The sequence below is a fragment of the Aromatoleum sp. genome, from assembly GCF_032027225.1.
In the GTDB taxonomy this organism is placed as follows: domain Bacteria; phylum Pseudomonadota; class Gammaproteobacteria; order Burkholderiales; family Rhodocyclaceae; genus Aromatoleum.
The window spans coordinates 37,422-51,738 of the sequence record NZ_JAVSMM010000001.1; the positions used below are offsets into that span (position 1 = coordinate 37,422).

The window sequence follows — 14,317 nt, forward strand, 5'->3', positions numbered from 1 at the left end:
CGCTCGCCGGCGCGGCGTGAGACTGCGTGCTCCGGGCGGTCAGACTCCCGACATTCCGTCTTTCGCGCCGCGCTCGCGCGCGACGGCTGTCAGGCGCCGTCCAGCGCCTCGGCGATGGGATGGCGCTCCAGGAATGCGGTTGCGTCGCGGTCGCTCAGCGGACGCGACAGGAAGTAACCCTGCATGACGTCGCAATCCATTGCGGCGAGCGCATCCCGCTGCGCCTCCTGTTCGACGCCCTCGGCAACGACTTCCAGGCCGAGCCCGTGCGCGAGGCCGATCGTCGAGCGGACGACGTGCCCGCCTTTCGGATCGAGCACCGTGTCGATCATCGACTTGTCGAGCTTCAGGCAGTCAACCGGCAGCCGCTGCAGATAGGTCAGCGAACTGTAGCCGGTGCCGAAATCGTCGATCGCGATGCGCACGCCGAGCGCGCGCAGCCGTTCGAGCGCACCCTGCCCGTCCTGCAGGTTGTCGATGACCATCGATTCGGTGATCTCGAGCGTCAGCGTCGGCGGCGCGACCCCGGTCTCCGCCAGCACCTCCCGCACCGTGCCGACGACGTCGGACAGAAGGAGTTGGCGCGCCGACACGTTGACGTTCATCCGCAACTCCGGCCGGCCGCCGGCTTGCCAGCTCAGCAATTGCCGGCAGGCAGTTTCGAGGATCCAGCGCCCGACCTCGACGATCTGGCCGCTGCGCTCGAGCAGCGGAACGAACTCGGCGGGCGAAACGAAGCCGAGTTCGGCGTGCTGCCAGCGCAGCAGCGCCTCGAAGGACACCACGTCGCCGGTGCGTAGATCGAGCTTCGGCTGGTACGCGAGCGAGAACTGCTGCGCACGGACCGCAAGCGCGAGCTCGCGGGTCAGCCGGGTCTGCCGCTCGGCCTTGCGCCGCATCTCGTCGTTGAACATGCGGTAATGCCCGGTTCCGGCGGCGCTCGCCTGACGCAGCGCGTGGTCGGCGCAGATCATCAGCTCGGCGCTGTCGGCCGCATCTTCGGGGAAGACCGTGAGACCCGCCGACAGGGACAGCTCGACCTTGTGGCAGCCGAGGATCAAGGGCTCGCGGAAGGCGGCCATGATCCGTTCGGCGACGTGCACGGCGCTTTCAGGGCGCTCGAGTTCGTCGAGGATCAGCGTGAAATCGTCCCCCCCGAGACGCGCGAGCGACGGCCCGCTGTCGCGCAAGCCCCGCAGCCCGACTTCATCGGAAATTCGCAGGGTTTCGCGCAAACGCGTCGCAACCGCGGCGAGCAGCGCATCGCCGGTCTGATGGCCGAGCGTGTCGTTGATCCCGCCGAAATTGTCGATGTCGAGCGACATCAGGCCGACCCGCTTGCCGTGCCGGCGCGCGCGGGCGATCGACTGATCGAGCCGCTGCACGAACAGCCGGCGGTTCGGCAGCGAAGTCAGCGAATCGTAGAGCGCGAGCCGTATGAGCTCCGCGTGGTGGCGCCGCTGATCGCGAATCGCGCGAAAGAAAATCAGCATCAGCACGACCAGCAGCACGAGGCGGGCGCCGACTGCGCCGTTGCGCTCCTGCCGCAGCGGCGCCACGAGCGCGTCGATCTCCGCCGGCGCGAGGTAGTGATGCAGGCGCATCGTCCCGTCCGTGCGAACGTGCACGTCCATCGCCGCCCAGCGGCCGGGAAGGTGCGAGCGGGCCGCCTCGACGCCCTGCGAAAACGCCGCATTGCGCCGATCGAAGATCTCGATGTCGTGCTCGTCGTGCGTCACCGCGAGGTCCGACGGCGCCTGCGGCATTTCCCAGCCTTGCGCGGCGGCCTTCGCGCGATCGCTCGCGGTCACGGGAATCAGCGGCACGCCGACGAGCATCGCTTCGATCACGTTAACGCGCAGGATCGCGGTGACCAGACCCTTGAAGCGCCCGTCCTCGTTCCCATACATCGGTACCGAGTAGAGCAGGCCGTACGTGTCACGGACCTCGCCGTCGGCCGCGGTGTATTGCGTGTTGTCGCAAGTGGGCAGCAGCGGGGACAGGATCGCCGGGATGCCGTCGATGTTCTCGGAGAACGTCCATTGCGGGAAGCGCAGGCGGAACCAATCGAGCTGGCGGACGTAGTGCGCGTACTCGCTCGACTCGTCCTCCTGCGGCTCCTCCGGCCCGTTGCCGTCGGCGGCCGCAGCCTCGTTCTCGTCCGAATGAGCGTCGTACATCAGCAACGGCACCTCGCCCTGGTCAGGACGAAAACCGTCGAGCACGGTGTAGATCTCCGAAAGCTGGACGTTGCGCGACAGATTGACGAAGATCTGCCGCACCGTCTGATCGGTGTCGACCGACAGGCGCCCGTCGCCCACCGCGCTTTCACCCGCGTCGTGCCGGTTCCCGCCCGGAACGGAACGGATCGCCGGAATCAGCGAGATCGTGCGCAGGTGCTGGTAGATCGAGCGGAAGACGGCTTCGATCTCCTCGCGCTTCTTGTCGAGCACCGCCTCCTGGTACGCGCGCAGGAATTGCTCCTCGCGCGCGTCGTAGTCGGCAAGGACGGTCCGCAGGTTGAAGAGCCAGAAGCCGACGATGACGACGACCAGGGCCCACACCAGATACGAGTGCGCGAAACGGTCGAAGACCCCCGACCACTCGCCCTGTCGCTGCTGTACGGCACTTCGAAATTCGAAATTCATGAATCCCTGTTGGTTCTCACGCCGCATGAATGAAAAAAGCCGCCCTCGGGCGGCTTTTCGCGCCAGCAGCCGAAGCTCAGAGCCGCGCTTCGACCCAGCCTCGCATCGAGGCGAGAGCTGCCGGCAGGTTCGCCGAATCCGTCCCGCCCGCCTGCGCCATGTCCGGGCGACCGCCGCCCTTGCCGCCGACCTGCTGCGCGACCATGTTCACGAGTTCGCCGGCCTTCACTTTGCCGGTGAGGTCGGCGGTAACGCCGGCGATCAGACTAACGCGGCCATCGGCGACCGACGCGAGCACTATTACCGCGGACTTCAATTTGTCCTTGAGCTTGTCGAGGATTTCCCGCAGCGTCGGCACGTCGGCGCCTTCGAGCACGGCCGCGAGGACTTTCGCTCCCTTGACGTCGACCGCCTGCGCCGCGAGGTCGTCACCCTGGCTCGCGGCGAGGCGCGACTTCAGCCGCGCAAGCTCCTTCTCCAGCGCACGAACGTTGTCGAGGATGCCGGCGACCCGCTCGGCCGCCTCGTCCGGCTGCACCTTCAGCAGCGCCGAAATGCCCTGCACGCGGCGCTCCTGCTCCTGCGCGTAGCGCAGCGCGTTCGCGCCCGTCACCGCTTCGATGCGGCGCACGCCGGCGGCGACGCCGCCTTCCGACACGATCTTGAACAGCCCGATGTCGCCGGTGCGCGCGACGTGGGTGCCACCGCACAGCTCCTTGCTCGAGCCGATCGCGAGCACCCGCACCTCGTCACCGTATTTTTCGCCGAACAGCATCATCGCGCCCGATTTCTGCGCGTCGTCGATCGGCATCACGCGCGCCTCGGTCGCGACGTTCGCGAGAATTTCCGCATTGACGATCTCCTCGACCTCGCGGATTTCCTCCGGTGACAGCGGCGCCGTGTGCGCGAAGTCGAAGCGCGTCTTGTCCGGATCGACCTGCGAACCCTTCTGCTGCACGTGCGCGCCAAGCACTTCGCGCAGCGCCTTGTGCATCAGGTGCGTGACCGAGTGGTTGCGCTGCGTGCTGGCGCGCGCCGCTTCATCGACGCGCGCGACGACCTCCTGCCCCACCGCGAGCCGGCCCGTCTTGACGACGCCGTGGTGGCCATACACCGCGGCCTGAATCTTCTGCGTGTCCTCGACCTCGAACAGCGCCGCGCCGCGCAGCTCGCCGCGATCGCCGACCTGGCCACCCGACTCGGCGTAGAACGGCGTGTTGTCGAGCACCACGACGCCGATCTCGCCTTCCTGCAAGGCGTCGACCGGCGCGCCGTCACGGTACAGCGCCAGCACGCGGCCGCGCTCCTCGAGCCGCTCGTAGCCGTGGAACGCGGTCTCCGGGCCTTCGTATTCGAGGTTCGCCGCCATGCGGAACTTGCCCGCCGCCCGCGCCTGCTCCTTTTGTCGCGCCATCGCCGCGTCGAACGCCGCCGCGTCGACGGTAACTTCGCGCTCGCGGCAGACGTCGGCCGTCAGGTCGAGCGGGAAGCCGTAGGTGTCGTGCAGCTTGAACGCGGTGTCGCCGTTGAACACGTTCGTCCCGGCGTCATTCATCGCCGCGAGCTCGGTCTCGAGGATCGCCATGCCGTTCTCGATCGTCGAGAAGAAGCGCTCCTCTTCCTGGCGCAGCACGTCCATCACGCGCGACTGGCCCGACTTCAGCTCCGGGTAGGCGTCGCCCATCTCGGCGACGAGGTCGGGGACGAGGCGATGGAAGAACGCGGCGCGCGCGCCGAGTTTGTAGCCGTGGCGGATCGCGCGACGGATGATCCGGCGCAGCACGTAGCCGCGCCCTTCGTTGCCGGGAATCACGCCGTCGGCGATCAGGAACGCACAGGCGCGGATGTGGTCGGCGATGACCTTCAAGCTCGGGCTCGCGAGGTCGGCACATTGCGTCTCGCGCGCAGCCGCACGGATCAGGTTCTGGAACAGGTCGATCTCGTAGTTGCTATGCACATGCTGCAGCACCGCCGAGATGCGCTCGAGGCCCATGCCGGTGTCGACGCTCGGCTTTGGCAGCGGATGCATCACGCCGGCCTCGTCGCGGTTGAACTGCATGAAGACGTTGTTCCAGATCTCGATGTAGCGGTCGCCATCCTCGTCGGGCGACCCCGGCGGCCCGCCCCAGATGTCGGGCCCGTGGTCATAGAAGATCTCGGTACAGGGGCCGCAAGGGCCGGTATCGCCCATCATCCAGAAGTTGTCCGACGCGTAGCGCGCGCCCTTGTTGTCGCCGATGCGGATCACGCGCTCGGCCGGGACGCCGACTTCCTTCGTCCAGAGGTCGTAGGCCTCGTCGTCCTCGGCGTACACCGTCACCCACAGCTTGTCCTTCGGCAGCTTGAACACGTCGATCAACAGCTCCCACGCGTAGCGAATCGCGTCGCGCTTGAAGTAATCGCCGAAGCTGAAGTTGCCGAGCATCTCGAAGAAGGTGTGGTGCCGAGCGGTGTAGCCGACGTTTTCGAGATCGTTGTGCTTGCCGCCGGCGCGCACGCATTTCTGCGACGTCGTCGCGCGCGAGTACGGTCGCTTGTCGAAACCGAGGAAGACGTCCTTGAACTGGTTCATCCCGGCATTCGTGAACAGCAGCGTCGGGTCCTCGTGCGGCACGAGCGAGCTCGACGCGACGATCTGGTGACCTTTCGATTCGAAGAACTTCAGGAACTTCTCTCGGATTTCAGCGCTTTTCATGGATGGGCTTCGCGTGGACTGGCCAGAACGGGCAGCGGTTACGTAAAGCGGCGATTCTAACGGATGAAAGGAGACCGCAACGCTTCCCCTATAATCCTGCGCTTCAACTGGGAGGAAGGCGACGAAATGGGACATCGGCTCTCTAAGATCTACACCCGCACCGGCGACGCCGGCACCACCGGGCTCGGCGACGGCAAGCGCGTCGCGAAGAACAGCCGGCGCATCGACACCCTGGGCGAAGTCGACGAGCTGAACGCGGTCGTCGGACTGTTGCTGTGCGAGGATCTGCCCGACGACGTGCGCGGCCTGCTGACCGACGTCCAGCACGATCTCTTCGACCTCGGGGGCGAAATCTGCATCCCGGGGATGAGCATGATCAGCGAGAAGCACGTCGACAAGCTCGAAACCGAGCTCGACCGCCTGAACGAGCCGCTCGAACCGCTGAAGGACTTCATCCTCCCCGGCGGCAGCCGCGCCGCGGCACTGGCACACCTCGCGCGCACGGTCTGCCGCCGCGCCGAGCGCGCGATCGTCGCGCTCGCGCAGGAAGAGGCGGTCAACGACGGCCCTCGCCAATACCTGAACCGCTTTTCCGATTTGCTGTTCGTGCTCGGCCGCGTGCTGAACCGGGCGGCCGGCCGCGGCGACGTGCTGTGGCAGAAGGGCAAGAACGCGTAAATACGCTTTACGGGGCGACGGGCGTCGTCCCCGCGACATATTCGTCGTTACCGTAGATCGGTGTGAGCGCTGCGAAGGCCGACGTGACCGGTCGGCTCCCCGCCCGGCTGGCCCATCGGTCTTCAGCGCTCCTGCCCGTCCATCGCGACCTGCGCGAACAGCGGCAGCTGGGGATCCGGCTCCAACCCGGCGGCGAAGCGCACACCGACGCCCAGCAGTCGCACCGGCAGGCTGCGCCGGCCGTGCGCTTCGGTGAGGAGGCGGCGCCAGGTTTCCGCTCGGGGCGAGGTTTCGACGCACTCGGCCGTCGTGCGGCTGAAATCGGAAAACCTCACCTTCACGAAGGCCTTGTGCACGATTTCGCCGTCCCGCAGCCGCAGCATCCGCTGCGCGAACTCTTCGGCCAGCGGCGCAAGCGCGGCAAGGCAGGCGGCAAGATCGGGCAGATCGCGGTTGTAGGTCGTCTCGACCGACAGCGATTTGCGCTCGCGGTCCGGCGCCACCGGGCGCTCGTCGATGCCGCGACACAAGCGGTGCAGGCTCGCGCCGAAGCGGCCGAACTCCCGCGTCAGGTCGGCGAACTCCCACCGACGCAGATCGGCGCAGAAGTCGACACCCAGGCGATGCAAGCGCTCGGCGGTCACCTTGCCGACGCCGAAAATCTTCTTCACCGGCAGCGCGGCGACGAACGTATCCACCTCGTCGGGCCGCACCACGAACTGCCCATTGGGCTTGTTCCAGTCGCTCGCGACCTTCGCGATGAACTTGTTCGGCGCGATCCCGGCCGACGCCGTGATGCCGACCTCATCGTGAATCCGGCCACGGATTTCGCGCGCCATCAGCGTCGCGCTGCCGCGACAGCGATCGACCGCGGAAACGTCCAGGTAGGCCTCGTCGAGCGACAGCGGCTCGACGAGCTCCGTGTAGTCGCGGTAGATCGCGAGGATCTGCCGCGAAGCTTCGCGATAACGCGTGAAATCGGGCGGCAGCAGCAGAAGTTGCGGGCACAGGCGCAGCGCCTGAGCGCTGGACATCGCCGAGCGCACGCCGAACGCGCGCGCCTCGTAGTTGCAGGTCGCCACGACGCCGCGCTCGCTCGGCTTGCCGCCGACCGCGATCGGCCGGCCGACGAGCGAGGGGTCGTCGCGCATCTCGACCGACGCGTAAAAGCAGTCGCAGTCGCAGTGGATGATCTTCCGCACCGCAGCCGGCCTCATCGCGAGCGACGACTCCGCCTCCGTCGGTCCCGGATCGCGCGGCGCGGGGGCACCGGCCGACATGCCTTACCTTCCGCAGCTCCGCACGCTGCGGGATCGGAGAACCGATCGCGCGCTCATTCCGCTACGTCGAAAACGAGAACCGCCGCGATTTCCGGCAGCCCGATGCGCAGCCGCCACTGCCCATCGGCGGGGAGCGGCGCCGTCGCGACGTAACTGCCAGGCGCTTCGCGCGATGCGGTGGCGGTCAGTGGCGTCGTCTCGCGATCCGGCTGCTCGAACGCGATCGTCGGCACGAGGCTCGCCGGGGCCGGCTGGCCCGTCGGCGAGACGAGGTCGAACGCGACGTGGACGCTGCGCTGCGCGTCGATCGCAACCTGTCCGCGCAGCTCCCAGGTGCCCGCAGCCCCGGAGAAGACGACGCCGCCGCGTTCGGAACCGGCGCCGGGAGCCACCGGGCCGATCGGATTGAGCCGCGCCTCGTCGCGGACGATGAACGCCATCGTGACGAACGCGAGAATCAGCAGCAGGAAGGCGCCGCCAATTGCCAGCGCGGCGATGCGCGCGCCGTTGTTCTCCGCGGCGCGCCGCCGCGCCACTCCGGACTCGTCCACAGCCACCGGTTTCACTCTTGGTCCGCGAGCCGCACGCGGCGCTGGCGCACGGCGTCGGCGAGGATGTCGAGCACCGTCAGCGTGTCTTCCCAGCCGATGCACGCGTCGGTGATGCTCTTGCCGTATTCGAGCTCCTTGCCCGGCATGAGGTCCTGGCGCCCTTCCTTGAGGTGCGACTCGACCATCACGCCGATGATGCGATCCTCGCCCGTCGCCATCTGCGCGCCGACGTCACGCGCGACGTCGATCTGCAAACGGTGCTGCTTGCGGCTGTTCGCGTGCGAGAAATCGATCATGACCTTGCCGGTGACGCCCGACGCCGCGAGCTCCTTGCATGCCGCATCGACGCTGTCGGCGTCGAAGTTCGTGCTCTTGCCGCCGCGCAGGATCACGTGGCAATCCTCGTTGCCGAGTGTCGACACGATCGCCGAATGCCCGGCCTTCGTCACCGACAGGAAATGGTGCGGCGACTGCGCCGCCTTGATCGCGTCGACCGCGATCCTGACGTTGCCGTCAGTGCCGTTCTTGAAGCCGACTGGGCATGACAGGCCGGACGCGAGCTCGCGGTGCACCTGGCTTTCCGTCGTGCGGGCGCCGATCGCGCCCCACGAGATCAGGTCGCCGATGTACTGCGGCGTGATCATGTCGAGGAACTCGGTGCCCGCCGGCAGCCCAAGCTCGTTGATCTCCCACAGCAGCTTGCGCGCGAGCCGGACGCCTTCGTTGATGCGGAAGCTGTTGTCGAGGTAGGGGTCGTTGATCAGGCCCTTCCAGCCGACGGTCGTCCGCGGCTTCTCGAAATACACCCGCATGACGATCAGCAGGTCGTCCTTCAGGCGGTCGGCCTCGGCCTTCAGCTTCCGCGCGTATTCGAGCGCGGCGTCGATGTCGTGGATCGAGCACGGCCCGACGACGACCAGCAGGCGGTCGTCCGCCCCGTACAGGATGCGATGGATCCCCTGTCTCGCCTCGTACGCGACCTCGGCCGCGCGCGGTGTCGCAGGAAACTCGCGCAGCACGTGGGCCGGCGGAATGAGTTCCTTGATTTCCCGGATGCGGACGTCGTCGATATGGATCTGGAGCGAGGCGGTCATGGCAAAACTCGGACGGATTCGTTGGCAAGCGATCGATTCTAGCCGAAGATCGGCCGCGCCCGAGCCGCGATCGCCAGTCGCTGCGAGCGCTCGACTGGCGAAGCGGAAACTCAGTCCTTCTTCGGGCGGATCGCCTGTTTCGGCCGGAACGCCTTGATCACGGTTTCATCGGTCTCGACATAGGGCCCGCCGACGAGGTCCACGCAGTACGGAATCGCGGCAAAAATGCCGACGTGCGTCACCGAGCCGTCGGCGGCGCGCACGCCTTCGAGCGTCTCGCGGATCGACTTCGGCTGGCCGGGCAGATTGACGATCAGGCTCGCGCCGCGAACCACGGCGACCTGGCGCGAAAGGATCGCGGTCGGCACGAAGTTCAGGCTGATGCGCCGCATCTCTTCGCCGAAACCGGGCATCTCCTTGTCGCCGACGGCGAGCGTCGCTTCCGGCGTGACGTCGCGGGGCGCCGGGCCGGTGCCACCGGTGGTCAGGATCAGCGAACAACCGACCACGTCGGCAAGCTCGATCAGCGTGCGCTCGATCGTCGCCCGGTCGTCCGGGATCAGCCGCGCCTCGGCGCGCCACGGCGACGTCAGCGCGCGTCCCAACCAGTCGCGCAACGCCGGAATGCCCTGGTCCTCGTAAGTACCTTCGGAGGCACGGTCGCTGATCGACACCAGCCCGATCGTGATTTCGTCGCTCATCGAAACTCCCTGTGGATCATTCGGCGCGCCGGTCCGCAGACGCTCCCGGCACTCAATCTTCCGCTTCGTCCTGCGCGTCGGCGGCGTCGGTCGCGTCGCCGCTGTCGAGTTCGCGCAGCACGCGGAACAATTCGCGGAACGCGCGCGGCGGTTTGTTCTGCTCACGCTCCTTCAGCGCGTTGCGGCGCAGCGTGCGCAGCTGCTGGAAATCCGCGTCAGGCCAGGTTTCGCCGATCGTCTGCAGCGTCTTCTCGTCTTCGAGCAGGTCCGCGCGCAGGCGCTCGAGGCGATGCTGGCGCGCGACCTCGGCTTTCGACACGCCGTTGAACACATCGAGCTGCGCCTGGATCGGCGCCGGGTCGATGTTGCGCATCAGCTTGCCGACGTACTGCATCTGGCGGCGCCGCGCCTCGTGCTTCGTCATCCGCTTCGCTTCGCGCACCGCATCGGCGAGCGCATCGGGCATCGGCACTTTCTTGAGCTGATCGAGCGACAACGCGACGAGCTGCTCCCCGAGATCCTGCAACGCATGCATTTCGCGCTTGAGCTGGCTCTTGCTCGGAGGCAGCGGTACGCCCTCCTCGTCGCCGGAGAGCAGGTCGTCGTGGTCGGCGTGGATCATGAAAAGTACAGGCGATGGGAACGGGGTAAGATTATAGCCCTTTGCTCATCGGTCCCCGCCCATGTCCGCTCAAGGCTTCTCGTTCCCACCCGACCGCCTCCATGAAATCGCCGCCGACGTGCTGAAGTTCGCGAAAAAGCGCGGCGCTTCGGACTGCGAAACCGACGTCTCCGAAGGCTTCGGCCAATCGGCGACGGTACGCAAGGGCGAAGTCGACACGATCGAATACAACCGCGACAAAGGCATCGGCGTCACTGTCTACCTCGGCCAGCAGCGCGGGCACGCAAGCACGTCGGACTTCTCGAAGGAAGCGCTCGAAGCAACCGTCGACGCGGCCGTCTCGATCGCGCGCTTCACGGCGCCCGACCCCTGCGCGGGCCTTGCCGACGCCGCGCTGATGGCGAAGGATTTTCCCGATCTCGATCTCCATCACCCGTGGCGGCCGAGCGTCGAGGACGCGATCAGCGCCGCGCGCGAGTGCGAGGGGGCCGCATTCGCGGCGAGCCCGAAGATCACGAACTCCGAAGGCGCGAGCGTCTCGACCCAGGAGTCGCACTTCGTCTCGGCGAACAGTGCGGGCTTTTTCGGCGGCTATGCGACCTCCCGGCACAGCCTGTCCTGCTCGGTCATCGCCGGCGAAGGCGATGGCATGCAGCGCGAATTCTGGTACGACTCGCGCCGCGACCACGCCGACCTGATGGATGCGCAAACGGTCGGGCGTCGTGCCGCCGAGCGCGCGCTCGCGCGTCTGGACGCGCGCCAGATCAAGACTTGCGAAGCGCCGGTGCTGTTCGAAGCGCCGCTCGCGGTCGCGCTGGTCGGCAACTTCGTCCATGCGGTCAGCGGCGGATCGCTGTACCGCAAATCGTCCTTCCTGCTCGACAGCCTCGGCCAGCAGATCTTCTCGCCGATCGTGAACATCTCCGAGCGCCCGCTGATCCGGAAGGGTTTCGGCTCGAGTGCGTTCGACAGCGACGGCGTGGCGACGCGCGAGCGCGAAGTCGTCACCGACGGCGTCCTGAACGGCTATTTCCTGTCCACGTACTCGGCGCGCAAGCTCGGCATGCAGACGACCGGCAACGCCGGCGGCTCGCACAATCTGATCGTCGGTGCCGGCGACATGGATTTCGACGCACTCGTGAAGCACATGGACCGCGGACTGATCGTCACCGAACTGCTCGGTCACGGGGTCAATTACGTGACGGGCGATTACTCGCGCGGCGCCGCCGGCTTCTGGGTCCAGAACGGCAAGATCAAGCACGCGGTCGAGGAAATCACGATCGCTGGCAACCTGCGCGACATGTTCCGCAGCATCGTCGCGATCGGCAACGACGCGCTGCCGCGCGGCGCGAAGCACTGCGGCTCGGTCCTCATCGAGCGGATGAAGATCGCCGGACGTTGAGCGCCTACCGGATTCGCATTACCGGGGGCGGAGGCTGGGCTATGATTCGCGCCCGTGCCGCCCGCCGCTTCGGGCCGGCAACGTTCGGGCATCTGATTCCGCATTTCGATAGATAGACACAAGGAGCCATCTTGGAGCGTCGCAAATTCCTAAAGAGCGCGGGCCTTGCCGGCGTGCTCGCCAGCGGCACCGCGCCCGCCATCGTCAACGCACAGGAAAACATCCGCTGGCGCCTCGCGTCGAGCTTCCCGAAATCGCTCGACAGCCTGATCGGCGCCGCGGAGACGTTCGCGAAGAATGTCTCGGAATCGACCGGTGGCAAGTTCACGGTGTCCGTGCACGCGGCCGGGGAGCTGGTGCCGGCGTTCGGCGTCGTCGATGCGCTGCAACAGGGCACGATCGAGTGCGCGAATACGGCGCCGTATTATTTCTTCGGCAAGGACGAGGCTTTCGCGTTCGACTGCGCGATCCCCTTCGGAATGAACGCGCGCCAGCTCACGGCGTGGATGTACGAAGGCAACGGCCAGAAGCTGATGCGCGAGTTCTATGCGCAATACAACATCGTGAGCCTGCCGATGGGCAACACGGGCACGCAGATGGGCGGCTGGTTCCGCAAGGAGATCAAGTCCGTCGCCGACTTCAACGGCATGAAATTCCGCGTCGGCGGATTCGGCGGCCGCGTGCTGGCGAAGCTCGGCGTCGTCTCGCAGAACATTCCGGCCGGCGAGATCTATTCCGCACTCGAAAAGGGCACGATCGACGCGACCGAGTTCGTCGGTCCGTATGACGACCTCAAGCTCGGCCTGCACCGCGTCGCGCCGTATTACTACTACCCCGCGTGGTGGGAAGGCAGCGCGCAGACCACGCTGTACATCAACGCGAAGGCGTTCAACGGGCTGTCGAAAGAGTACAAGGCCATCGTTCGGCAGGCGGCATCGGACTCGCACGTCGTCACGCAGGCCCGCTACGACGCGCACAATCCGACGGCGCTGAAGAAGCTGATCGCCGAAGGTGCCAAGCTGCGGCGCCTGCCGAAGGACGTCATGGACGCGGCGTTCAAGGCGTCGCGCGAGGTGTACGCTGAGCTCAACGACAAGAACCCGAACTGGAAGAAGATCTACGCGGACTACTCGCGCTTCCTGCAAGAGCAGTACCAGTGGTCGGGACTCGCCGAAAGCAGCTACGACCAGTACATGGCGGCGCAGAAGCTCTGACCGTCCTCATTCCGCCCGTCGAATATCGGGCACACCCGGCGGCTCTCCGGCCGCCGGCTTCCCCCTCCTCCCTCCCTTCCCGACTGCCGTCGGCGCGCTCCACGCGAAGACCGCGGCCGCCCCCATCCTTCGCCGCGCACGCTGCCGCCACCAGCCCCGACCGGCCCTGTCGCGGCGCACTTGCCGCTTCCGCCGCATCGAATTCCCGCCCGATGCGTAAAACGTCACACTGCCTCGCCCTATACGACTTTGGTTAGGGTTTTCCGCGGTTTTTCGGCCTACTTACAAGCCTGTACTCTCTGCGCCATTACAACGAGGAACAAAGAGGAGATAACGTGGAGCGTCGTTCCTTCCTGAGAAACGCCGGCCTTGCAGGAATCCTTGCCGCCGGCACGGCCCCGGCCATCGTCAGCGCGCAGCAGAACATCCGCTGGCGCCTTGCATCGAGTTTTCCGAAATCGCTCGACACCCTGTTCGGCGGCGCCGAGGCGTTCGCGAAGAACGTCAGCGAGGCGACCGGGGGCAAGTTCACCGTCAGCGTCCATGCGGCGGGCGAGCTCGTCCCCGCCTTCGGTGTCGTCGACGCGCTGCAGCAGAACACGATCGAGTGCGGGCATACGGCGCCGTACTATTTCTTCGGCAAGGACGAGGCTTTCGCGCTCGACTGCGCGATTCCGTTCGGCATGAACGCGCGGCAGATGGCCGCGTGGATGAAGGAAGGCAACGGCCTCAAGCTGCTGCGCGAGTTCTATGCGCAATACAACATCGTGAACTTCGTGATGGGGAACTCGGGTGCCCAGATGGGGGGCTGGTACCGCAAGGAAATCAAGTCGGTTGCCGATCTGAACGGCCTGAAGATCCGCATCGGCGGCTTCGCGGGGCGCGTGATCTCGAAACTCGGCGCAGTGCCGCAGAACATCCCCGCGGGCGAAATCTACCAGGCGCTGGAGAAGGGCACCGTCGACGCCGCCGAGTGGATCGGGCCGTACGACGATCTGCGGCTCGGGCTGCACAAGGTCGCGAAGAACTACTACTACCCGGCCTGGTGGGAAGGCAGCACGCAGTTCTCGCTGCTGGTCAACAGCAAGGCTTACAACGCGCTGTCGAACGAGTACAAAGCCATCGTGGACCACGCCGCCGCGGACGCCCACCTCGAAGTCCTGGCACGTTACGACGCCCACAACCCGACCTCGCTGAAGCAACTGATCGCCGAAGGCGCGAAGCTTCAGCGCCTGCCGAAGGACGTCATGGACGCGGCGTTCAAGGCGTCGCGCGAAGTCTATGCCGATCTGAACGACAAGAATCCGCAGTGGAAGAAGATCTACGGCGACTACTCGCGCTTCCAGGCCGATGCCTACCAGTGGCAGGGCATCGCCGAAGGCAGCTACGACCAGTACATGTCCGCGCAGAAGCTCTGAGCCGACTTCGAACG

The 14,317-nt window shown here is 66.5% G+C and carries 11 protein-coding genes; 4 read left to right on the forward strand and 7 right to left on the reverse strand.

Annotation, left to right across the window (positions count from 1 at the left end; all coding sequences use genetic code 11):
• Window positions 1-89 precede the first annotated feature (89 nt).
• Together ROZ37_RS00175 and alaS are read right to left on the reverse strand one after the other, a co-directional pair.
• Complete coding sequence (locus ROZ37_RS00175; RefSeq protein ID WP_312656532.1) at window positions 90-2,648, reverse strand: bifunctional diguanylate cyclase/phosphodiesterase; 2,559 nt, start codon at window positions 2,646-2,648, stop codon at window positions 90-92.
• 76 nt (window positions 2,649-2,724) lie between these two features.
• Window positions 2,725-5,343, reverse strand: a complete 2,619-nt coding sequence (alaS, locus tag ROZ37_RS00180; protein WP_312656533.1) for an alanine--tRNA ligase — start codon at window positions 5,341-5,343, stop codon at window positions 2,725-2,727.
• A gap of 126 nt (window positions 5,344-5,469) precedes the next feature.
• Between alaS and ROZ37_RS00185 the strand changes: the two genes are divergently transcribed.
• Entirely contained in the window at window positions 5,470-6,021 is a 552-nt protein-coding gene (locus ROZ37_RS00185; protein ID WP_312657471.1) for a cob(I)yrinic acid a,c-diamide adenosyltransferase, read from the forward strand.
• A 122-nt stretch (window positions 6,022-6,143) separates the two neighbouring features.
• Here ROZ37_RS00185 and dinB read toward each other — a convergent pair whose 3' ends face one another.
• The 5 genes from dinB to yjgA all read right to left on the reverse strand — a co-directional run bounded on the left by dinB (window position 6,144) and on the right by yjgA (window position 10,269).
• Window positions 6,144-7,223: a DNA polymerase IV gene (gene dinB / locus ROZ37_RS00190; RefSeq protein ID WP_312657473.1), complete on the reverse strand. Its 1,080-nt coding sequence runs from the start codon at window positions 7,221-7,223 to the stop codon at window positions 6,144-6,146.
• A 131-nt stretch (window positions 7,224-7,354) separates the two neighbouring features.
• Window positions 7,355-7,867, reverse strand: a complete 513-nt coding sequence (locus tag ROZ37_RS00195) for a FixH family protein (protein WP_312656535.1) — start codon at window positions 7,865-7,867, stop codon at window positions 7,355-7,357.
• Complete coding sequence (aroG, locus tag ROZ37_RS00200; protein WP_312656537.1) at window positions 7,864-8,946, reverse strand: 3-deoxy-7-phosphoheptulonate synthase AroG; 1,083 nt, start codon at window positions 8,944-8,946, stop codon at window positions 7,864-7,866. The genes ROZ37_RS00195 and aroG overlap by 4 nt, the downstream gene beginning before the upstream one ends.
• A gap of 110 nt (window positions 8,947-9,056) precedes the next feature.
• Window positions 9,057-9,647: a molybdopterin adenylyltransferase gene (gene mog / locus ROZ37_RS00205; protein WP_312656538.1), complete on the reverse strand. Its 591-nt coding sequence runs from the start codon at window positions 9,645-9,647 to the stop codon at window positions 9,057-9,059.
• Window positions 9,648-9,699: 52 nt separating this feature from the next.
• Complete coding sequence (gene yjgA / locus ROZ37_RS00210) at window positions 9,700-10,269, reverse strand: ribosome biogenesis factor YjgA (RefSeq protein WP_312656539.1); 570 nt, start codon at window positions 10,267-10,269, stop codon at window positions 9,700-9,702.
• 61 nt (window positions 10,270-10,330) lie between these two features.
• Between yjgA and pmbA the strand changes: the two genes are divergently transcribed.
• The 3 genes from pmbA (at window position 10,331) to ROZ37_RS00225 (ending at window position 14,303) form a co-directional block, all read left to right on the forward strand.
• The gene (gene pmbA / locus ROZ37_RS00215; protein WP_312656540.1) at window positions 10,331-11,671 is read left to right on the forward strand and encodes a metalloprotease PmbA; all 1,341 of its coding nucleotides are present in this window, start codon (window positions 10,331-10,333) and stop codon (window positions 11,669-11,671) included.
• 131 nt (window positions 11,672-11,802) lie between these two features.
• The gene (locus ROZ37_RS00220; RefSeq protein WP_312656541.1) at window positions 11,803-12,885 is read left to right on the forward strand and encodes a TRAP transporter substrate-binding protein DctP; all 1,083 of its coding nucleotides are present in this window, start codon (window positions 11,803-11,805) and stop codon (window positions 12,883-12,885) included.
• Between the two features lie 335 nt (window positions 12,886-13,220).
• A complete protein-coding gene (locus ROZ37_RS00225) occupies window positions 13,221-14,303 on the forward strand; it encodes a TRAP transporter substrate-binding protein DctP (RefSeq protein WP_312656543.1) in 1,083 nt (360 codons plus the stop codon).
• Window positions 14,304-14,317 lie beyond the last annotated feature (14 nt).

Excerpts from the sequence above, each read along its gene's own strand:
- pmbA (WP_312656540.1), top strand. The coding sequence starts at position 10,331 with ATGTCCGCTCAAGGCTTCTCGTTCCCACCCGACCGCCTCCATGAAATC.
- ROZ37_RS00185 (WP_312657471.1), top strand. The coding sequence starts at position 5,470 with ATGGGACATCGGCTCTCTAAGATCTACACCCGCACCGGCGACGCCGGC.
- aroG (WP_312656537.1), bottom strand. The coding sequence starts at position 8,946 with ATGACCGCCTCGCTCCAGATCCATATCGACGACGTCCGCATCCGGGAA.
- mog (WP_312656538.1), bottom strand. The coding sequence starts at position 9,647 with ATGAGCGACGAAATCACGATCGGGCTGGTGTCGATCAGCGACCGTGCC.
- alaS (WP_312656533.1), bottom strand. The coding sequence starts at position 5,343 with ATGAAAAGCGCTGAAATCCGAGAGAAGTTCCTGAAGTTCTTCGAATCG.
- ROZ37_RS00175 (WP_312656532.1), bottom strand. The coding sequence starts at position 2,648 with ATGAATTTCGAATTTCGAAGTGCCGTACAGCAGCGACAGGGCGAGTGG.
- yjgA (WP_312656539.1), bottom strand. The coding sequence starts at position 10,269 with ATGATCCACGCCGACCACGACGACCTGCTCTCCGGCGACGAGGAGGGC.